11 protein-coding genes and 1 tRNA gene are annotated in these 19,213 nt (G+C 71.9%); 10 read left to right on the plus strand and 2 right to left on the minus strand.

Annotated features, from left to right (window positions below):
* Positions 1-43: 43 nt before the first annotated feature.
* From bldG to ABZ934_RS26685, 10 genes are all read left to right on the plus strand, one after another.
* Positions 44-385 (plus strand): anti-sigma factor antagonist BldG, encoded by a 342-nt coding sequence (gene bldG, locus ABZ934_RS26640; RefSeq protein WP_030028781.1) that lies wholly within the window; start codon positions 44-46, stop codon positions 383-385.
* A gap of 172 nt (positions 386-557) precedes the next feature.
* Positions 558-998 (plus strand): ATP-binding protein, encoded by a 441-nt coding sequence (locus tag ABZ934_RS26645; protein WP_361317893.1) that lies wholly within the window; start codon positions 558-560, stop codon positions 996-998.
* Between the two features lie 602 nt (positions 999-1,600).
* Positions 1,601-4,006: a sodium-translocating pyrophosphatase gene (locus tag ABZ934_RS26650; RefSeq protein WP_361317895.1), complete on the plus strand. Its 2,406-nt coding sequence runs from the start codon at positions 1,601-1,603 to the stop codon at positions 4,004-4,006.
* A 198-nt stretch (positions 4,007-4,204) separates the two neighbouring features.
* Positions 4,205-4,774: a small secreted protein gene (locus tag ABZ934_RS26655; RefSeq protein ID WP_361317897.1), complete on the plus strand. Its 570-nt coding sequence runs from the start codon at positions 4,205-4,207 to the stop codon at positions 4,772-4,774.
* A gap of 287 nt (positions 4,775-5,061) precedes the next feature.
* Positions 5,062-6,591: a methyltransferase gene (locus tag ABZ934_RS26660; RefSeq protein WP_361317899.1), complete on the plus strand. Its 1,530-nt coding sequence runs from the start codon at positions 5,062-5,064 to the stop codon at positions 6,589-6,591.
* Between the two features lie 589 nt (positions 6,592-7,180).
* Positions 7,181-10,024 carry a type I DNA topoisomerase gene (topA, locus tag ABZ934_RS26665; RefSeq protein ID WP_361317901.1) on the plus strand — a complete coding sequence of 948 codons (2,844 nt, stop codon included), beginning with the start codon at positions 7,181-7,183 and terminating at the stop codon, positions 10,022-10,024.
* A gap of 183 nt (positions 10,025-10,207) precedes the next feature.
* Positions 10,208-13,423, plus strand: a complete 3,216-nt coding sequence (gene tmk, locus ABZ934_RS26670) for a dTMP kinase (RefSeq protein ID WP_361317903.1) — start codon at positions 10,208-10,210, stop codon at positions 13,421-13,423.
* Between the two features lie 99 nt (positions 13,424-13,522).
* Complete coding sequence (locus tag ABZ934_RS26675; protein ID WP_361317905.1) at positions 13,523-14,734, plus strand: DNA polymerase III subunit delta'; 1,212 nt, start codon at positions 13,523-13,525, stop codon at positions 14,732-14,734.
* Between the two features lie 162 nt (positions 14,735-14,896).
* On the plus strand, positions 14,897-16,450 hold the full coding sequence (locus tag ABZ934_RS26680) for an alpha/beta hydrolase (protein WP_361317907.1): 1,554 nt from the start codon (positions 14,897-14,899) through the stop codon (positions 16,448-16,450).
* Between the two features lie 125 nt (positions 16,451-16,575).
* Positions 16,576-16,649 (plus strand) — tRNA-Thr (locus ABZ934_RS26685).
* 129 nt (positions 16,650-16,778) lie between these two features.
* Here ABZ934_RS26685 and ABZ934_RS26690 read toward each other — a convergent pair.
* Together ABZ934_RS26690 and ABZ934_RS26695 are read right to left on the minus strand one after the other, a co-directional pair.
* On the minus strand, positions 16,779-17,033 hold the full coding sequence (locus ABZ934_RS26690) for a hypothetical protein (protein WP_361317909.1): 255 nt from the start codon (positions 17,031-17,033) through the stop codon (positions 16,779-16,781).
* Between the two features lie 274 nt (positions 17,034-17,307).
* Positions 17,308-19,068, minus strand: a complete 1,761-nt coding sequence (locus ABZ934_RS26695; protein ID WP_361317911.1) for a BTAD domain-containing putative transcriptional regulator — start codon at positions 19,066-19,068, stop codon at positions 17,308-17,310.
* Positions 19,069-19,213: the final 145 nt, after the last annotated feature.

Below are 19,213 nucleotides of genomic sequence, written 5' to 3' on the forward strand. Positions count from 1 at the left end.
GCCCCTGGGGGGCGCCGCTCGATAGCAAGGTGCTGGAGGATCCGTGGACCTGTCCCTGTCGACTCGCACTGTCGGCGACCGCACGGTCGTAGAGGTCGGTGGCGAGATTGATGTGTATACCGCGCCCAAGCTGCGCGAGCAGTTGGTGGAGTTGGTGAACGACGGCAGCTACCACTTGGTTGTCGATATGGAGCGAGTGGACTTCCTCGACTCCACCGGCCTCGGTGTGCTCGTGGGAGGTCTCAAGCGCGTTCGCGCGCACGAGGGCTCGCTGCGTCTGGTCTGCAACCAGGAGCGCATCCTCAAGATCTTCCGTATCACCGGTCTGACGAAGGTGTTCCCGATCCACACCACTGTGGACGACGCCGTCAACGCCACCGACTGACGCTCCCTGACGGCGACCGGCCGTCAAGGAGCCGACGACGGGCGGGGGTACCGGGCCATGGGCGGTCCGGGCCCCTGTAAGGCACGCCCGGGCGCCTGCTTGGCGTCCGAGCCCGCGCCCGTAGTTCGTGGCGCCGTAGTTCCTAGGCGCCCGTAGTCCGAGGGGGACGCGCATGGCCACCGTTGAACTCCGCTTCAGCGCCCAGCCCGAACACGTCCGGACGGCCCGCTTGGTCGCCGCCGCCGTGGCGCGCCGGGCCGGTGTGGAGGAGGCGGTCCTCGACGAGGTTCGCCTCGCCGTCGGGGAGGCGTGCTCGCGTGCCGTCGGGCTGCACCGCAGCAACGGGCTCACCGCGCCCGTCCGCGTCGTGCTGACCGAGGAGGAGAAACTGTTCTCCATCGAGGTCGGCGACGAGGTGCCCGGGCCTGCCGGCGGTCCGGCGGAAGCCGTGCCGGGGATCGAAGCCGTCCTGGACCCCGACATCGAGGGCGAGGACGAGATGGGCCTGGCCGTCATCAGCGGGCTCGTCGACGACGTCGAGGTGACCAGCGGCGAAGCGGGCGGGACCATTCGGATGACCTGGCCGGTGGCACGGGTCTCCGCCTTGCCGTAGCGCTGCCGTCGCCACGTCGTGGTCCTGGCGCGGTCCTGGTGCGGTCCTGGTGTGACCCTGCCGTCGCTTTGCCGCGCCCTTTAGCAGCCCAGCCGAGCCCCTGCCGAGGTCCCGTCGGGCGTTCCGAGCCCGCCGCGGCGGGTTCCGCGTTGCCCGGGCGGTGTCGGCCGTCTCCTCGTGGTGCGCGTCTCGGTCTCGCCGGGGCGGGGGCCGTGGGTGGTGGCGTTGGGCCTTGGGCTCCAGGGCGGGGGGTGCCGAGCCGCCGGGGTGGTGCCGGGTGCGCATGCCATCGTATCGTCTGATCTTTATCAAGGCCCTGCTGAGCAGGGCCTTTTCCGTTTTTCGGAGCGAGCCGTACGCGAGGCGTGGGCGAGGTGTGGGCGAGGCGTCGTGAATATCCGGCTGAATGATCAGATCGGCGATCGATTAATGATCAATCGTCAATGCCTTTGTCCCATTACTACTTTCGGGGGTAATGGGGTGACGCGATCTATTGGTGAGGGGCGAGAGCAGGCCAATTCCGTTTCCCGCCCACTGTTTTGATCAGGTCGCGCTCCCTACAATCCGTCCACATCTTGAGCTCATCACGTCAAGGAGGACGAATGACGGGGCTCTTCACCCCCAACGCGCCGATCGGCAAGTCCGATCTGGCAGCCGCAGTGCTCACCGATGACAATCGCCTCATCGTCATCGTGATCGCCGCGGTCGCACTCGCCGCACTCGTCGTCGCGCAGATCCTGGTCCGCCAGGTGCTCGCCGCCGACGAGGGCACCGACAGCATGAAGAAGATCGCCGCCGCCGTTCAGGAAGGCGCCAACGCCTACCTCGGCCGGCAGCTGCGCACGCTCGGCGTCTTCGCCGTCGTCGTCTTCTTCCTGCTCTTCCTGCTCCCCGCCGACGACTGGTCCCAGCGGGCCGGCCGGTCCGCCTTCTTCCTCGTCGGCGCCCTCTTCTCGGCCGCCACCGGCTACATCGGCATGCGGCTGGCCGTCCGCGCCAACGTCCGCGTCGCCGCCGCCGCCCGCGAGGCCACCCCCGTCGAGGGCGGACCCGCCAAGGACCTGACCGAGGTGTCCCACAAGGCGATGCGGATCGCCTTCCGCACCGGCGGCGTGGTCGGCATGTTCACGGTCGGCCTCGGCCTGCTCGGCGCCTCGTGCGTCGTGCTCGTCTACGCCGCCGACGCACCCAAGGTCCTGGAGGGCTTCGGCCTCGGCGCCGCCCTCATCGCGATGTTCATGCGCGTGGGCGGCGGCATCTTCACCAAGGCCGCCGACGTCGGCGCCGACCTGGTCGGCAAGGTCGAGCAAGGCATTCCGGAGGACGACCCGCGTAATGCCGCGACCATCGCCGACAATGTGGGCGACAACGTCGGCGACTGCGCCGGGATGGCGGCCGACCTCTTCGAGTCCTACGCCGTCACCCTCGTGGCCGCGCTCATCCTCGGCAAGGCCGCCTTCGGCGACCTGGGCCTGGCCTTCCCGCTGATCGTTCCCGCGATCGGCGTCGTCACCGCCATGATCGGCATCTTCGCGGTCTCCCCGCGCCGCTCGGACCGCAGCGGCATGGCCGCGATCAACCGCGGGTTCTTCATCTCCGCGGTGATCTCCCTGGCACTGGTCGCGGTCGCCGTCTACGTGTACCTGCCGGCCACCTACAAGGAGCTCGTCGGCGTCGAGAACGCCGCGATCACCAACCACAGCGGCGACCCGCGCATCCTGGCCGTCGTCGCCGTCGCCATCGGCATCGTGCTCGCGGCCCTGATCCAGCAGCTGACCGGCTACTTCACCGAGACCAACCGCCGTCCCGTCCGGGACATCGGCAAGTCCTCCCTGACCGGCGCGGCCACCGTCGTCCTCGCCGGCATCTCGGTCGGCCTGGAATCCGCCGTCTACACCGCGCTGCTCATCGCCCTCGCCGTCTACGGGGCGTTCCTGCTCGGCGGCGCGTCGATCACCCTGGCGCTCTTCGCGGTGGCCCTGGCCGGTACCGGCCTGCTGACCACGGTCGGCGTCATCGTCGCCATGGACACCTTCGGACCGGTCTCCGACAACGCCCAGGGCATCGCCGAGATGTCGGGCGACGTGCAGGGCGCGGGCGCGCAGGTGCTCACCGACCTGGACGCCGTCGGCAACACCACCAAGGCCATCACCAAGGGCATCGCGATCGCCACGGCGGTCCTGGCGGCGGCAGCGCTGTTCGGCTCGTACAACGACGCCATCGCGACCGCCGTGAAGGAGGTCGGTGCCAAGGCCGGGGAGATGAACCTCAGCCTGGACATCGCCCAGCCCAACAACCTGGTCGGTCTGATCCTCGGCGCGGCCGTCGTGTTCCTGTTCTCCGGACTGGCCATCAACGCCGTCTCCCGCTCCGCCGGCGCCGTCGTCTACGAGGTGCGCCGGCAGTTCCGCGAGCACCCCGGGATCATGGACTACTCGGAGAAGCCCGAGTACGGCCGCGTCGTCGACATCTGCACCAAGGACGCGCTGCGCGAACTCGCCACGCCCGGCCTGCTCGCGGTCCTCACCCCGATCGCGGTCGGGTTCTCGCTGGGCGTCGGCGCGCTCGGCTCGTTCCTCGCCGGCGCCATCGGCACGGGCACGTTGATGGCCGTCTTCCTCGCCAACTCCGGCGGCGCGTGGGACAACGCGAAGAAGCTGGTCGAGGACGGTCACCACGGCGGTAAGGGCAGCGAGGCACACGCCGCGACCGTGATCGGCGACACTGTCGGCGACCCGTTCAAGGACACCGCCGGCCCGGCCATCAACCCGCTGCTCAAGGTCATGAACCTGGTGGCGCTGCTGATCGCCCCCGCGGTCGTGCAGTTCAGTTACGGCGCGGACACCAGCGCGACGGTGCGGGCGATCGTCGCGGCCCTCGCCATCGCCGTCATCGTCACCGCGGTGTATGTCTCGAAGCGGCGCGGCATCGCGGTCGGCGACGACACGGACAGCGGCGCGGCGGAGCGGGTGGCGCAGCCGTCCGCGGACGCGGCGACGGTCTCCTGACGGAGCCTCATCGGCCCCTGAAAGGGCTCTGAGCGGCCCTCTCCGGTGCGCTGACGAGCCCCGGGCCGACCGGGATCGAAGGTACGCCCGAACGGCGGACGGGCGGCGCGGACTGACGCGCCGTCCGTCCGCCTTTGCGTGTCACCCGTTGGCCGGCGTGTATCTTCCGGGCCGAGAGCCTTCGAAGGGACCAATCCGGTGAACAAGAAGTTTGCGACCGCGGTGTCCGGCGGTGCGGTACTGATGCTCGTGCTGTCCGGGTGCGGCGGGGACGACGGTGACAAGAAGGCCGACGCGTGGGCCAAGAAGGTCTGTGACGCCTGGCAGCCCGAGCTCACGAAGATCGAGGCCGCCAACGTCGACATCAAGCGGGTGGCCACGGAGAGCAGCAAGCCGGAGGAGGTCCAGAAGACCGACTCGGCCGCCTTCCAGGTCATGTCCGACTCGTACAAGTCGATGGGGGCCGCCCTGTCGGCGGCGGGGGTTCCGCCCGTCAAGAACGGCGCGGAGACCCAGACCACGGCGGTGAAGGGCTTCGAGTCGACGTCGAAGGGCTACGCCGACCTGAAGGTCAAGATGGACGCCCTCGACGTCAAGGACCAGACGAAGTTCGCCGACGGGCTCAAGGACGTCGCCGGTGGCCTGGAGACCGCGACGCAGGGCGGCAAGGAGGCGCTGGACCGGCTGAAGTCGGGCGGCCTGGACAAGGCGATGAACGGCCAGAAGGGCTGCCAGGTCCAGACGTCGGCGAGCGCGTCGGCGAAGTAGTGCCCGCGGGGCGGGTCGGCGCGGTGGCGGCGGGTCCCGGGTTGTCCGTCGTACGTCGACCCGGTCGGCCGGGTGTCGGGCGGCACGGCGTCGGCAACTGCGGTCGCCGGGTGCACCCCTGGCATCGGCCCCGCCCCGCCCCACTCCCGTAGCCGGGTGTCTCGCGGGGCGTCGGACGCACCACCGCCCCTCGGCGTCCCCCGGGCATCGGCCCGGCCGGCACCCTCACCGCCGCTACACGGCCGCGCGGCACACGCATTGTCGGAGTCACCGGCCACAATGGGCGGGTGAGTACCACCAGCCTCCCCTCGCCCGACCGCGCCGCCGAGCTCCGCACCGCCCTGCTGGCCGCAGGCTTCACCGCCGATGGGCTGCTCGACCTGCTCGGCGCCCCCGCCTACGCCGCGCTGGCCCGCAGCGAGACGGTGCCGGCCCTGCGCGCCACCCGGGACCACGCCGAAGCCCCCCTCGCCACCTTGGTCCGGCTCTTCCTGCTCCAGCAGCCGGTGCCCGCGGCGCGGGCCGAAGCCGCGCTGCCCGTCGGGGCGGCCCTCGCCGACGGCTGGCTACGGCCGGCCCAGGCCGCCGACGGCGAGGACACCGTCCGCGCCACCGTCGACGTGCGTCCGTACGGCGGGCCCGACGGGGAGGACTGGTTCATCGTTTCCGACCTGGGCTGCGCCGTGGGCGGCGCCGGCGGGATCGGCAGCCGCGAGGAGGGGGTGGTGCTCGGCGTGGGCGGCGCGTCCACCACGCTGGCCGGGATCACCGTCCGCATCCCCGTCGGGTCCGCCCTGGACCTCGGCACGGGATCGGGGATCCAGGCCCTGCACGCCGCCCAGCACGCGACGCGGGTCACCGCCACCGACGTCAACCCCAGGGCCCTGGAATTCACCCGGCTGACGCTGGCGCTCTCCGGGGCGCCGGAGGCCGAGTTGCTCGCGGGGTCGCTCTTCGAGCCGGTCGGGGACGCCACGTACGACCTGATCGTGTCGAACCCGCCCTTCGTGATCTCTCCCGGCGCGCGGTTGACGTACCGGGACGGCGGGATGGGCGGCGACGACCTGTGCCGGACCCTGGTCCAGGAGGCCGGCGCCCGGCTCAACCCGGGCGGGTACGCCCAGTTCCTCGGGAACTGGCAGCACGTGGAGGGCGAGGACTGGCGCGACCGGCTGCGGTCCTGGGTGCCGCGCGGCTGCGACGCGTGGATCGTGCAGCGGGACGTGCAGGACGTGACGCAGTACGCCGAACTGTGGCTGCGGGACGCCGGCGACCACCGCACCGACCCCGCCGAGTACGCGCGACGGTACGAGGACTGGCTCGACGAGTTCGAGGCCCGCAAGACCAAGGTGGTCGGATTCGGCTGGATCACCCTGCGCCGGACGGACGCGGCCGAGCCCTCGATCGTCGTGGAGGAGTGGCCGCACTCCGTGGAGCAGCCGCTCGGCGAGACGGTCCTGGCGCACTTCGCCCGCCAGGACTTCTTGCGCGAGCACGATGACGCCGCCCTGCTGGCGGGGTACTTCGCGCTGGCCGAGGAGGTCGTGCAGGAGCAGGTGGGCGCGCCCGGGGCGGAGGACCCGGAGCACGTGGTGCTGCGGCAGAACCGCGGGATGCGTCGGGCCACCAAGGTCGACACGGTCGGCGCGGGCTTCGCCGGGGTGTGTGACGGCTCACTCAGCGCCGGTCGGATCCTGGACGCGATCGCACAGCTGATGCAGGAAGATCCGATCGTGTTGCGCGACCGTACTCCGGAGGCGATCCGGATGCTGGTGGAGCAGGGCTTCCTGGAGCCCGTCGCCGCCCCCGGACGGTAGCCGGACCTCAGCGAGGCGGTAGTCGGGCGGCCGCGCGGAGCGTGGCGGGGGGCTTGCGCCGAGAGCCGCGCGCCGGTGGTCCCGGCAGTGCGCCCCGGCCGGGCCGTGCCGGGGCCGTGCCCGGGCGGCGCCGGTGCCCCACCGGGGCCGTACCGCCGCTGGAGCGCGGTCACGGCGGCCTGAGGCGGACTCGCCGGCGCGACGGGACGCGATGCCGCGGCCCGTGTGCGCCGTGTCGTGAACCGCCCCGCGCGCCGCCCCGTGAACCGCCCCTCGAACCGGCCCCCGAACCGCCCGTGAGCCGGCCCGGCGGGAGACATGGGGACAGGCCGTTGACCAGGGCACGGATGCCGCCGGCGGACGGGTCGGGGTGTGCTCGCGGAGCGGGGCCAGACGGCCCCCGGGCCACTCAGCCCGGTGATCGCCAAGGGCCCGGCGCGGTATCCGGGCGGCAGAAGTGGCACTTGTCGGGTTACCGTTCGAGTGGCCGTTGCGGGCTTGTGCCGTTTGACACGGGGGCGGGTTGTACCGTCACACTCCGCAGCGTCGCCGTACCGCGACCGAGTGCCGACCGGAGAGAAGAGCCAAGTTGTCCCCGACTAGCGAGACCGCAAAGGGCGGCCGCCGACTCGTCATCGTCGAGTCCCCTGCCAAGGCGAAGACGATCAAGGGCTACCTCGGCCCGGGATACGTCGTCGAGGCGAGCGTCGGGCACATCCGCGACCTCCCCAGCGGCGCGGCCGAGGTTCCCGACAAGTACACCGGCGAGGTCCGCCGTCTCGGCGTCGACGTCGAGCACGATTTCCAGCCGATCTATGTCGTCAACGCGGACAAGAAGGCCCAGGTCAGGAAGCTCAAGGAGCTGCTGGCCGAGTCCGACGAACTCTTCCTCGCCACCGATGAGGACCGCGAGGGCGAAGCCATCGCGTGGCACCTCCAGGAAGTCCTCAAGCCCAAGGTTCCCGTCCACCGGATGGTCTTCCACGAGATCACCAAGGACGCGATCCGCGACGCCGTCGCCAACCCGCGCGAGCTGAACCAGCGCATGGTCGACGCGCAGGAGACCCGCCGCATCCTCGACCGCCTCTACGGCTACGAGGTCTCGCCGGTCCTGTGGAAGAAGGTCATGCCGAAGCTGTCGGCGGGCCGCGTCCAGTCGGTGGCCACCCGCCTCGTCGTCGAGCGGGAGCGCGAGCGCATCGCCTTCCGTTCCGCCGAGTACTGGGACCTGACCGGGACCTTCGGCACCGGCCGCGCCGGTGACCCGTCGGACCCCTCCACCCTGGTGGCCCGCCTGAACTCGGTCGACGGCAAGCGCGTCGCGCAGGGCCGTGATTTCGGCTCGAACGGGCAGCTCAAGAGCGAGGTCCTGCACCTCGACGAGGCGAACGCGCGGGCCTTGGCCGCCGCGCTCGCCGAGACGTCGTTCGCCGTCCGCTCGGTCGAGTCCAAGCCGTACCGACGCTCCCCGTACGCCCCGTTCCGCACGACGACCCTCCAGCAGGAAGCGTCGCGCAAGCTCGGCTTCGGTGCGAAGGCGACCATGCAGGTGGCGCAGAAGCTGTACGAGAACGGCTTCATCACCTACATGCGTACGGACTCCACCACGCTTTCCGACACCGCCGTGTCGGCGGCGCGGGCGCAGGTCACGCAGCTCTACGGGGCCGACTACCTGCCGGAGAAGCCCCGCGTCTACGCGGGCAAGGTCAAGAACGCCCAGGAGGCGCACGAGGCGATCCGACCTTCGGGTGATCGTTTCCGCACCCCTGCCGAGACGGGCCTGACCGGCGACCAGTTCCGCCTGTACGAGCTGATCTGGAAGCGGACCGTCGCTTCCCAGATGAAGGACGCGGTCGGCAACTCGGTGACCGTGAAGATCGGCGGACGGGCCTCGGACGGCCGCGACGCCGAGTTCAGCGCCTCCGGTAAGACGATCACCTTCCACGGCTTCATGAAGGCGTACGTCGAGGGTGCGGACGACCCGAACGCGGAGCTGGACGACCGCGAGAAGCGGCTCCCGCAGGTGGCCGAGGGCGACGCGTTGTCGGCCGAGGAGATCACGGCGGACGGCCACTCGACCAAGCCGCCGGCTCGTTACACCGAGGCGTCGCTGGTCAAGGAGCTGGAAGAGCGGGAGATCGGCCGTCCGTCGACGTACGCGTCGATCATCGGCACGATCCTGGACCGCGGCTACGTCTTCAAGAAGGGCACGGCGCTCGTCCCGTCCTTCCTGTCGTTCGCCGTCGTCAACCTGCTGGAGACGCACTTCGGGCGGCTCGTCGACTACGACTTCACCGCGAAGATGGAGGACGACCTCGACCGCATCGCGCGGGGCGAGGCCCAGTCCGTTCCGTGGCTGAAGCGGTTCTACTTCGGTGCGGAGGACGCGTCGGAGGTCGTACCGGCCGACGGCGACCACCTCGGCGGTCTCAAGGAGCTGGTCACCGACCTGGGCGCGATCGACGCCCGCGAGATCTCCTCGTTCCCCGTGGGCGACGACATCGTGCTGCGCGTCGGCCGCTACGGGCCGTACGTGGAGCGCGGTGAGAAGGACGCCGAGGGCCACCAGCGGGCGGACGTCCCCGACGACCTCGCCCCCGACGAGCTGACGACGGACTACGCGGAGGAGCTCTTCGCGAAGCCGAGCGGCGAGTTCGAGCTGGGCGCCGACCCGGTGAGCGGGAACCAGATCGTCGCGAAGGACGGTCGCTACGGGCCGTACGTGACGGAGATCCTGCCCGAGGGCACGCCGAAGACGGGCAAGAACGCGGTGAAGCCGCGGACGGCCTCGCTGTTCAAGTCGATGTCCCTGGACACGGTGACGCTGGACGACGCGCTGAAGCTGATGTCCCTGCCGCGGGTCGTCGGCGTGGACGCGGAGGGCGTGGAGATCACCGCGCAGAACGGGCGCTACGGCCCGTACCTGAAGAAGGGCACGGATTCCCGGTCGCTGGAGACCGAGGACCAGCTGTTCTCGATCACCCTGGACGAGGCCCTCGCGATCTACGCGCAGCCGAAGCAGCGCGGGCGGGCCGCGGCCAAGCCGCCGCTCAAGGAGCTGGGTACGGACCCGGTGAGCGAGAAGCCGGTGGTCGTCAAGGACGGCCGGTTCGGGCCGTACGTGACGGACGGCGAGACGAATGCGACGCTGCGGCGGGACGACGACGTCGAGACGATCACACCGGAGCGGGGTTACGAGCTGCTCGCGGAGAAGCGGGCCAAGGGGCCGGCGAAGAAGACGGACAAGAAGGCCCCGGCGAAGAAGGCACCGGCCAAGAAGGCCCCCGCGAAGAAGGCCGCGGCGACGAAGACGGCCGCGACCAAGACCTCTGCCGCCAAGAAGACGACGGCGGCGAAGAAGACGACGGCGGCCGCGAAGAAGGCCCCGGCGAAGAAGGCGGCCGTGACGGCGCCGGCGTCGACGGACGAGTAGCCTCCAGGTCACTCGGAGAAGTGTGTGGACGGACCCCGGTGCTGCGGCGCCGGGGTCCGGTCGTTTCTCCGGGCCCGGTCGGTTTCGCGGTACAAAGCGGCACGGACCAGGGCTTCAGGGGGTCGGTCGCGGGTTGTCCACAGGCCCCCGGCAGTCGCTCGGCGTTACGGATAGGCTGGGCGGATGACGCGAGCCGAGCAGCCACCGGTCGTGACCGCCCCCGAGGACCCCACCTACGACGAAGCCCTAGCAGCGGACTCCCGCGAGCGAGCGGTGCGCGCCCTGCTGCGCACACCCCGGCTGCGCCGGCTGTGGAGCGCCCAGCTCGTGAGCGGCATCGGAGATGCCCTCGCCCTGCTGGTGCTCGTGTTGCTGACGCTCCAGGCGACCGTCTCCGAGGAGGCGTTCGGCGGCGGCTACCGAGGTGCCGCCTTCGCGGTCGCCGCAGTCTTCGGGGTCCGGATCCTGGCCACGCTGCTGTTCGGCGCCGTGCTCCTCGGCCCGCTGTCCAAGCTGACCGCCCCCGGCGGTGGGCTGGACCGCCGATGGACGATGGTCGGCGCCGACGGGGTGCGGATAGCCCTGTTCGTCGTCGCCCCGCTCTGGCTGGACTGGATCGCGACGCAAGCCGTGACCGCGCTGCTGGCCACCGTCTTCGTCTCCGGTGTCGCAGAGCGGCTGTGGACACTCGCGAAGGAGAGCGCCGCCCCCGGCCTGCTGCCCGCGCCGCCGCCCGAGGGAGCGACCGTACGGCCGCTGCCCGACCACCTCGACACGCTGCGGCGCCTGACGCTGCGTACGGGATTCGTCGCGATGCCCGCCGCCGCGGCCGTCCTGCTCGTCGCGACCCTGATAGGTCGGGCCCTCGGCCTGGGCGTGGAGTGGTTCGCCGAGAACGAGTCGGCGCTGGCCTCGTACGTCGCCGCCGGGCTGTTCGCCGCGTCCGTGTCCCTGCTGCTGCCCCTGGTACTGCCCGATACGAGGACCCCGCGTCCGAGGTCGCCGCTGGAGGGTCTGCGGGCCCCCAAGGCGGGGGACCGGACGGAGAAGGGGCGTACGGGGGCCATCGCGCTGCTCGTCACGGCGTGCGCCGCCGTCGCCGGAGCCGTGGCCTGCGCCGCCTCCGTGGCGGTGCTGCACGCCTTCGACCTCGGTGGGGGCCCTACCTCGTACGCCCTGCTGGTCCTCGCACTGGTCGGCGGGACCGGCCTCGGAATCCGGGCCGCGCAGGCCGGCAAGGTGCTGCCGGGGCTGTCGCGGCGCCGACTGCTGGCGCTCGCCATCGCGGTGACGGGGCTGGCGCTGCTGTTGACCGGGCTGGTCCCGGACACGGCGACCGTCCTGTTCCTTTCGCTGGCGGCCGGGCTGGCCGCCGGGGCGGCCGCGAGTACCGGGCACACCCTGCTCGACCAGGAGACCGAGGAGTTCCGCCGGGCCCGGGTCACCGAGCACCTCCAGGCCGTCGTCCGGGTGGCCGTCGGGACCGGGGCCGTCGTGGCGCCCCTGCTCGCCGCGGCCATCGGGCCGCACCGGCTGGGCGGCGGCCAGGTGGTCTTCGCCCACGGGGGCGCCGCCTTCACCCTGATGTCGGTCGGCGCGCTGCTGCTGCCGGTCGCCGCGGTGGTCCTGGCCAAGGCCGACGACCGCTCCGGTGTGCCGCTGCGCCGTGACCTGCGCGAGGCGCTGCGGGGCGGAGAGCCGCTCCAGGCGCCGGCGGCGACCGGGTTCTTCATCGCCTTGGAGGGCGGCGACGGCGCCGGCAAGTCCACCCAGGTGGAAGCGTTGGCCGACTGGATACGGGGCAAGGGCCACGAGGTCGTCGTGACGCGTGAGCCCGGCGCCACGCCGGTCGGCAAGCGGCTCCGTTCCATCCTGCTGGACGTCTCCTCCGCCGGGCTGTCGAACCGGGCCGAGGCGCTGCTGTACGCCGCCGACCGGGCGGAGCACGTGGACACGGTGGTCCGGCCCGCGCTGGAACGCGGCGCGGTGGTCATCACCGACCGCTACATCGACTCCTCGGTGGCCTACCAGGGCGCCGGCCGCGACCTGTCGCCGACCGAGATCGCCCGTATCTCCCGCTGGGCCACGAGCGGGCTGGTGCCGAACCTGACCGTGCTGCTCGACGTGTCGCCGGAGACGGCCCGGGAGCGGTTCACGGAGGCACCTGACCGGCTGGAGTCGGAGCCGACGGAGTTCCACCAGCGGGTGCGGGCGGGGTTCTTGACCTTGGCCGCCTCCGACCCGGGGCGCTACCTGGTGGTCGATGCCGGCCAGGACCCGGCTTCGGTGACCACGGTCGTACGGCACCGGCTGGACCGCATGCTCCCGCTCTCCGAGGCCGAGATCGCCGCCCGGGCCGAGGCCCGGCGGCTCGCCGAGGAAGAGGCCAGGCGCAAGGCGGAGGAAGAGGCGGCGCGCAAGGCTGAGGAGGCCCGGCTGCGGGCCGAGGAGGAGGTCCGCCTGGCCCGCGAGGCCGAGGCCGCCCGGATCAAGGCCGAAGCCGAGGCCGCCCGTAAGGCGGAGGAGGAGCGGCTGCGCGCCGAGGAGGAGACCCGCGTCCGGGCCGAGGCCGCGCGGCTGCGTGCGGAAGCCGAGGAGAAGGCGCGCGCCGTGGAGGCGGAGCGGCTGCGCAAGCAGGCGGAGGAGGAGGCCCGGCTGCGGGCCGAAGCGGAGGCGCGTCGGCTGGAGAAGCAGCGACGGGCGGAGGAAGCGCTGCTGCGGGCCGAGGAGGCTCGTCGGCTCGCGGAGGCATCGGCCGCCGCGGCTGCCGCCGAAGCCGCCGCGCGGGCGGCCGCCGAGCCGGCGCCGCGACCGGACCCGGCCCCCGCTCCTGCCCCAGAGGTCGCCGAGGCGCCTGCGGTGTCCATGCGCAAGGAGCCGGAGCCGCGCTCCCCCCGGCCGCATCCTGACGACGCCGTCACGATCGAGACGCCGGTGGTCAAGCGGGTCGTCCAGCCGGACGACGTCACGCAGACGGTTCCGGTGCCGAAGGTCGACCCGATGGCCGAGACCTCCGTCCTGCCGCCGGTCCGTCCCGAGGACCCGCGGCAAGGCCCCGAGGACCCGCGTCAGGACCGGCCCGCCGGGCGGGGACGTACCCCCGCGGGTCCGGCAGCCCCCTCGGCCCCCTCTGTCCCGCCGGCCCCGTCGGCGTCGCGTCCCACGGCCCGTCACTCGCAGGAGCGTCCGGCCGACCGGGTGCCGCCGGGCATGTTCCGGGACGGGGGGAACGACGTGACGCGCGAGCTCCCCGCCCTGGACGAGCACGGCCGGCCGCGCCGGCAGCCCGCGGAGTGGGCGGAGACCACCCCGCTGGACGATCTGCCGACCTTGGCCGACGAACTGCTGGGACCCCGTCCGGACGACGAGGACGACGACCGCCCGCGCCGCCGGCGCTGAGCGGGGCCGGTCCGGGCCGGTCCGGGCCGAATTGTCAGTGGCGACCGCCACAATGTGGAGCACGTACGCACACACGGACACGGAAGGGTGGTGGGCGGGATGCCCGTTTGGGACGACCTGGTGGGACAGGATCGGGTGCAGGCGCAACTCGCCGCCGCCGCCCGTGACGCGGACGCCCTGGTCACGGCCGTCTCGGACGGAGTGCCGCCCCCGGCCGCGTCCAAGATGACCCACGCCTGGCTGTTCACCGGCCCGCCCGGCTCCGGCCGGTCCACCGCCGCCCGCGCCTTCGCGGCCGCACTCCAGTGCACCAGCCCCGACCGCGCCCTCGGGGGAGAGCCGGGCTGCGGCTTCTGCGACGGCTGCCACACCAGCCTCATCGGTACCCACGCCGATGTGGAGGTCGTCCGCACCGACCTGCTGTCCATCGGTGTGAAGGAGACCCGGGAACTGGTGCGCCGGGCCCAGCTCTCGCCGGCTGTCGGACGCTGGCAGGTCATCGTCCTGGAGGATGCCGACCGGCTCACCGAGGGCGCGGGGAACGTCCTGCTCAAGGCCGTCGAGGAGCCCGCCCCGCGGACGGTGTGGCTGCTGTGCGCGCCCTCCCTGGAGGACGTGCTGCCCACCATCCGGTCCCGCTGCCGGCACCTGACGCTGCGCACCCCGCCGGTGTCCGCCGTCGCCGATGTACTGGTGCGGCGCGACGGCATCGAACCGGCCGTCGCCGCGGCCGCCGCCCGGGCGACCCAGGGGCACATCGGCCGGGCCCGCCGCCTGGCGACCGACGAAGCCGCCCGGTCGCGTCGCGCCGCCGTGCTGCGCCTCCCGCTGCGCGTGGACGATGTGGGCGGCTGCCTGAAAGCGGCCCAGGAACTCGTCGACGCCGCCGCTGAGGACGCCAAGCAGATGGCGGAGGAGGTTGACACCAAGGAGACCGAGGAGCTGCGGGTGGCGCTCGGCGCCGGAGCGGGCGCGGGCAGCCGTATGCCGCGCGGCACGGCGGGCGTGATGAAGGAGTTGGAGGACCGGCAGAAGCGCCGTCGCACCCGGACCCAGCGCGACAGCCTCGACCTGGCGCTCATCGACCTCACCGGCTTCTACCGGGACGTGTTGGCCCTACAACTCGGCTCGAACCTGGCCATCGCGAACGAGGAGATACGGGCGGACCTGGACCGGATCGCCCGCGCCTCGGGACCCGAGCGCACCCTGCGGCGCATCGAGGCGATCATCGCGTGCCGGGACGCCCTCGACCGGAACGTGGCTCCGCTCCTCGCGGTGGAGGCCATGACGATGGCGCTGCGGGCGGGCTGAGCACGACGACCCGGTTGAGGTGTTCACCCGTACGAGGGGTCCGGCCGCCCCCGTCGGCGGGTCCCCTTCCCCCTGGGAGGGGCGGGTCGGTCGGCGGGCGCGGCCGGCTGCGACGGCCCCGGCCGGGCCGTCCGGGGCGCCGGACAGTCGTAGGCTCGCCGCATGGACACCAGTCGCCTGCTGCGTACCACCGGAACCGTGATCGCAGCTGCCGGGCTGCTGCTCTCCGGGTGCACCTCCAGCGGACTGGGCGAGCCGCGGGCCTCCGCGTCCCCCGCCGAACCGGGCCCCGTACCGGCGGCGCTGCGCGCGTACTACGAGCAGAAGCTGAGCTGGCGCGACTGTGGTGTGCCCGGTTTCCAGTGCACCACGATGAAGGCCCCTTTGGACTACGCGGACCCGGGAACTCCCGATTCGGCTCGGGCGATCGACCTGGCGGTGTCCCGCCGGGTGGCGACGGGCCCCGGCAAGCGGCTCGGTTCGCTGGTGGTCAACCCGGGCGGCCCCGGCGGTTCGGGCATCGGGTACCTCCAGGGGTACGCGGGCATCGGCTACCCGGCGGCGGTGCGCGCCCGGTACGACATGGTGTCCTTCGACCCGCGCGGGGTGGACCGCAGCACCCCCGTCGAGTGCCTGACCGGACCGGCGATGGACAAGTTCACGCAGGTGGACCAGACGCCGGACGACAAGGGGGAGCAGGCGCTGCTGGTGGCGGCGTTCAAGGAGTTCGCGGCGGGCTGCGAGGCGCACTCGCCTCGGATCCTGCCGCACGTCTCGACCGTCGACGCGGCCCGGGACATGGACATGCTGCGGGCGGTGCTGGGCGACCAGAAGCTGACGTATGTCGGAGCCTCGTACGGCACCTTCCTGGGCGCGACCTACGCGAACCTGTTCCCCGGTCGTGTGGGCCGACTGGTCCTGGACGGTGCGATGGACCCCTCCCGGTCCGCGCTGGAGATGAACCGGGACCAGACGGCGGGCTTCGAGACGGCCTTCCGCTCCTTCGCGAAGGACTGCGCGAAGCACCCCGACTGCCCCCTCGGCCAAGGCGCCCCGGACGCGGTGGCCGAGCGGCTGAAGGAGTTCTTCCGCAAGGTCGACGGCCGGCCCCTGCCCACGGGCGACGCGAAGCGGCCGCTCGGGGAGGCGCTGGCGACGACCGGGGTCATCGCGGCACTGTACGACGAGAGCGCGTGGCCGCAGCTGCGCGAGGCGCTCGCGGCGGCGCTGGCCGGTGACGGCTCGGGCCTGCTGACGCTGGCGGACAGCTACTACGAGCGGGAGCCGGACGGCAGGTACGCGAACCTGATGTTCGCGAACGCCGCCGTGAACTGCCTGGACCAGCCCCCGGCCTTTGACGGCCCGACGGCGGTCGAGGCCGCGCTGCCGTCCTTCGAGAAGGCATCGCCGGTCTTCGGGGCGGGCCTGGCCTGGGCTTCGCTGAACTGCGCGTACTGGCCGGTCAAGGCCACCGGCACGGCGGGCCGACTGACCGCGAAGGGCGCCGCGCCGATCGTGGTCGTCGGCACCACCCGTGACCCCGCGACCCCGTACAAGTGGGCGCAGGGCCTCGCGGAGCAGCTCGACTCGGGCACCCTGCTGACCTACGACGGCGACGGCCACACGGCGTACGGGCGCGGCAGCGACTGCGTCGACACGGCGATCAACCGCTACCTCCTGGACGGCACCCCCCCACCCCCGGCCAAGCGCTGCTGACCCCCTCCGCCCGCCCCCGCCCCCCTCCCCGGAACCCGGTTCGGGGCACCCCGTTCAACCCTGTAGACTTGGCGCCGCTGCTGATGAGAGCACCTCTCCGGGGGGTTTCTTGTCGAACCAGCGGTGCCGCCTTAGCTCAGTTGGCCAGAGCAACGCACTCGTAATGCGTAGGTCTCGGGTTCGAATCCCGAAGGCGGCTCGGATTAGCCCCAGGACTCACTCGCCGTGACCTGGGGCTTTTTCATGCCCTTTACCTATGCGGGCAGGCGGCGGCGGGGGATCGGAACCCCGTGCGTGAGGGCTGCGTGAGCGGAGCGGCCGTCAGCCTTTACGGGCACCCTTCTTGGACTGGCCCTTCTTCTTCCCCTTGGCCTTCGCCTTCTCGGCGTTTGGCCTTCTTCGCGGCCGTACGGGCCTTGTCCTCCTCGGACTTGCGCTGCAGGGGGACCAGCTTGGTGGTGGCCTCGGCGGCGCTCTTGCGGACGTGGGGGGAGCACGCTCTGGTAGAAGTCGCGCGTGATCGGGTGTCGCTGCGCCCGAGGGTGTCGGACACGATCTTGATGTCGATGCCGGCGGCCAGCATGAGCTTTTGGCTGCCCCATGCCGGAGGTCGTGCAGCCGGATCGGCGGCAACCCCGGCGCTGCGATGAGCCACTCGAAGAGTCGGTCACCTCGCCAGGGTGCAGCCAGGATCCGTGCGTCCGGGTGAAGACGAGCCCTGTATTCACCCGGGCCAGCCCCGTACGGCGCGGTCGGTCCCAGCCACCCTGGACGAGCTGCTCCGCCATGGTGAGGGAGTCCCGGTCGAGGTCGGTCCAGGATGACCGGTACGCCGGAGCCCGATTTCGGACCGGGTCTCAGCCGGTCGACCGGAGGTTGACCACGGCCCGCGCGAGCCCGTGCCAGGGGGCTGTGTAGCGTGCTTCGGCCATCCCGGGCAGGTCGAGGATGGTCAACAGAACCAGTTCGTGAAGGCGGTACGAGGTGTGGCCGGGCTGGCCGGTCTCGACCGACTCCAACAGCCGGGCGTCGACCAATTCCCCCAAGGTCTGCTCAGCGGCTGTCTCCGAGATCCTTAGCCTTCGGGCAGCGGCCTGGGCCGGAAACGCCTCGGTGCCGAAAGCGGTCAGCGCGGCGAGCGCCCGCTGGTGTTCGCCGCTCACGTCTCGGAACGACCCCAGGATGGCATCCCGAACGCCCAACACGCCGAAGCTCAGCTCATTGAGCCTGGTGTCCGGGTTGGCCAGCCGGGTGGCCAACCGGGCAGTGGGCCAGTCAGGCCGGGCGGCGAGCCGGATGGCGGCGATCCGTACGGCGAGGGGCAGGCCGGCGCAGAAGCGCAGCACTTCCTCCGCGGCATTGAGATCAACGGCGATCCGGTCCGGCTCGACGAGGGCGGCGAGCAGCTGCATCGCCTCCTCCTCGGCGAACGGGGCGAGAACCGCGGTGTCACGCCCCGACGCCCCGGACAGATGGCGCCGGCTGGTGACGATGACCGCAGCCTCGACGTTGTTCGGCAGCAGTGAGGCGAGCTGGCTCTGGACATCGGCGTTGTCCAGTACCACCAGCATCCGGCGCCCCGTGCTGTGTGTGCGGTAGAGCCGGACGAGGTCGTCGAGGCTGTCCTTGCGGTCGGCGGGGTCGACGCCGAGGGCGTGCAGGAAGCAGGTCAAGATCTCGGCCGGGGGCTTGGCGTCGCCGTTGGCGAGGCACAGGTCCGCATAGAGCTGGCCGTCGGGGAACTGCTCCCGCAATGAGTGGGCGGCGTGCAGCGCGAGAGCCGACTTGCCGACACCGGCCATTCCGGTGAGGAAGGCCCGCCGGGGCCGGACGATAGCCTGCGGCTTCAACTGCTGTCTCAGCCAGGCCAGTTCTGCGCGCCGGCCGACGAACTCCGGGAGGTCGGGCGGCAGCATCGCCGGCACGGGCGCCGGCATGACGGCTTCGATGCGGCGCGGCACCACGGGGGGAAAGCTGCCCTTCAGTACGGCCTGGTGCGCTCTTGCCAGGGTGGCGCCCGGATCGATGCCCAGCTCCTCTGCCAGGATCCGACGCCCAGCGTCGAAGACCGCCAGCGCATCGACCTGACGGTCGCAGCGGTAGAGCGCCGTCATCAGCTGTGCGCGCATCCGCTCGCGCATGGGGTGCTCGGCGATCAGGCTCGTGAGGTCGGGTACCAGCCCATGGTGCCGGCCGAGGGCCAGCTCGGCCTCGATCCAGTCCTCCAGGGTGGCCAACCGCATCTCTTCCAGGCGCGGCCGTTCGGCGTCAGCCAAGAAGTCGGTCACGTTGCCGAGCGCGAGGCCGCGGAACAGGTCGAGCGCGGTCCGCAAGCCCTTGGCGGCCTCGGCGTAACCCTGTCGGGCCAGGGCTGCGCGGCCCCGATCGGCCGCCCTGGCGAACGCGGTGAGATCAATGGCGGCGTCACTCGCATACAGCCGATATCCGCGCGGCTGGCGGATCAGCTTCACCTGAGGGCCGAGCCGTTTTCGTAGCCGGGAGACATAGGTGTAGATCTGCGCGTTCATCGTGGTCGGGGGCTCCCACGCCCAGAGCATGTTGCTCAGGTGTTCGTCGGAGACAGTGCGTCCCGCTTCGAGGACCAGGGTCGCCAGCACGGTCTGCACCTTGGTGCCCGGGAGGTCGATGGCTCTTCCCTCGTCGTCGCGAGCCTCTACTGGACCAAGAACGCGTAGCTCCACTGCTTCCCCCTGTTGTCTGCCGACGACCCGATTGGTTGCATTGGATGGCGTCTACTGCCAT

The organism is Streptomyces sp. NPDC046557 (assembly GCF_040645975.1).
GTDB lineage: Bacteria > Actinomycetota > Actinomycetes > Streptomycetales > Streptomycetaceae > Streptomyces.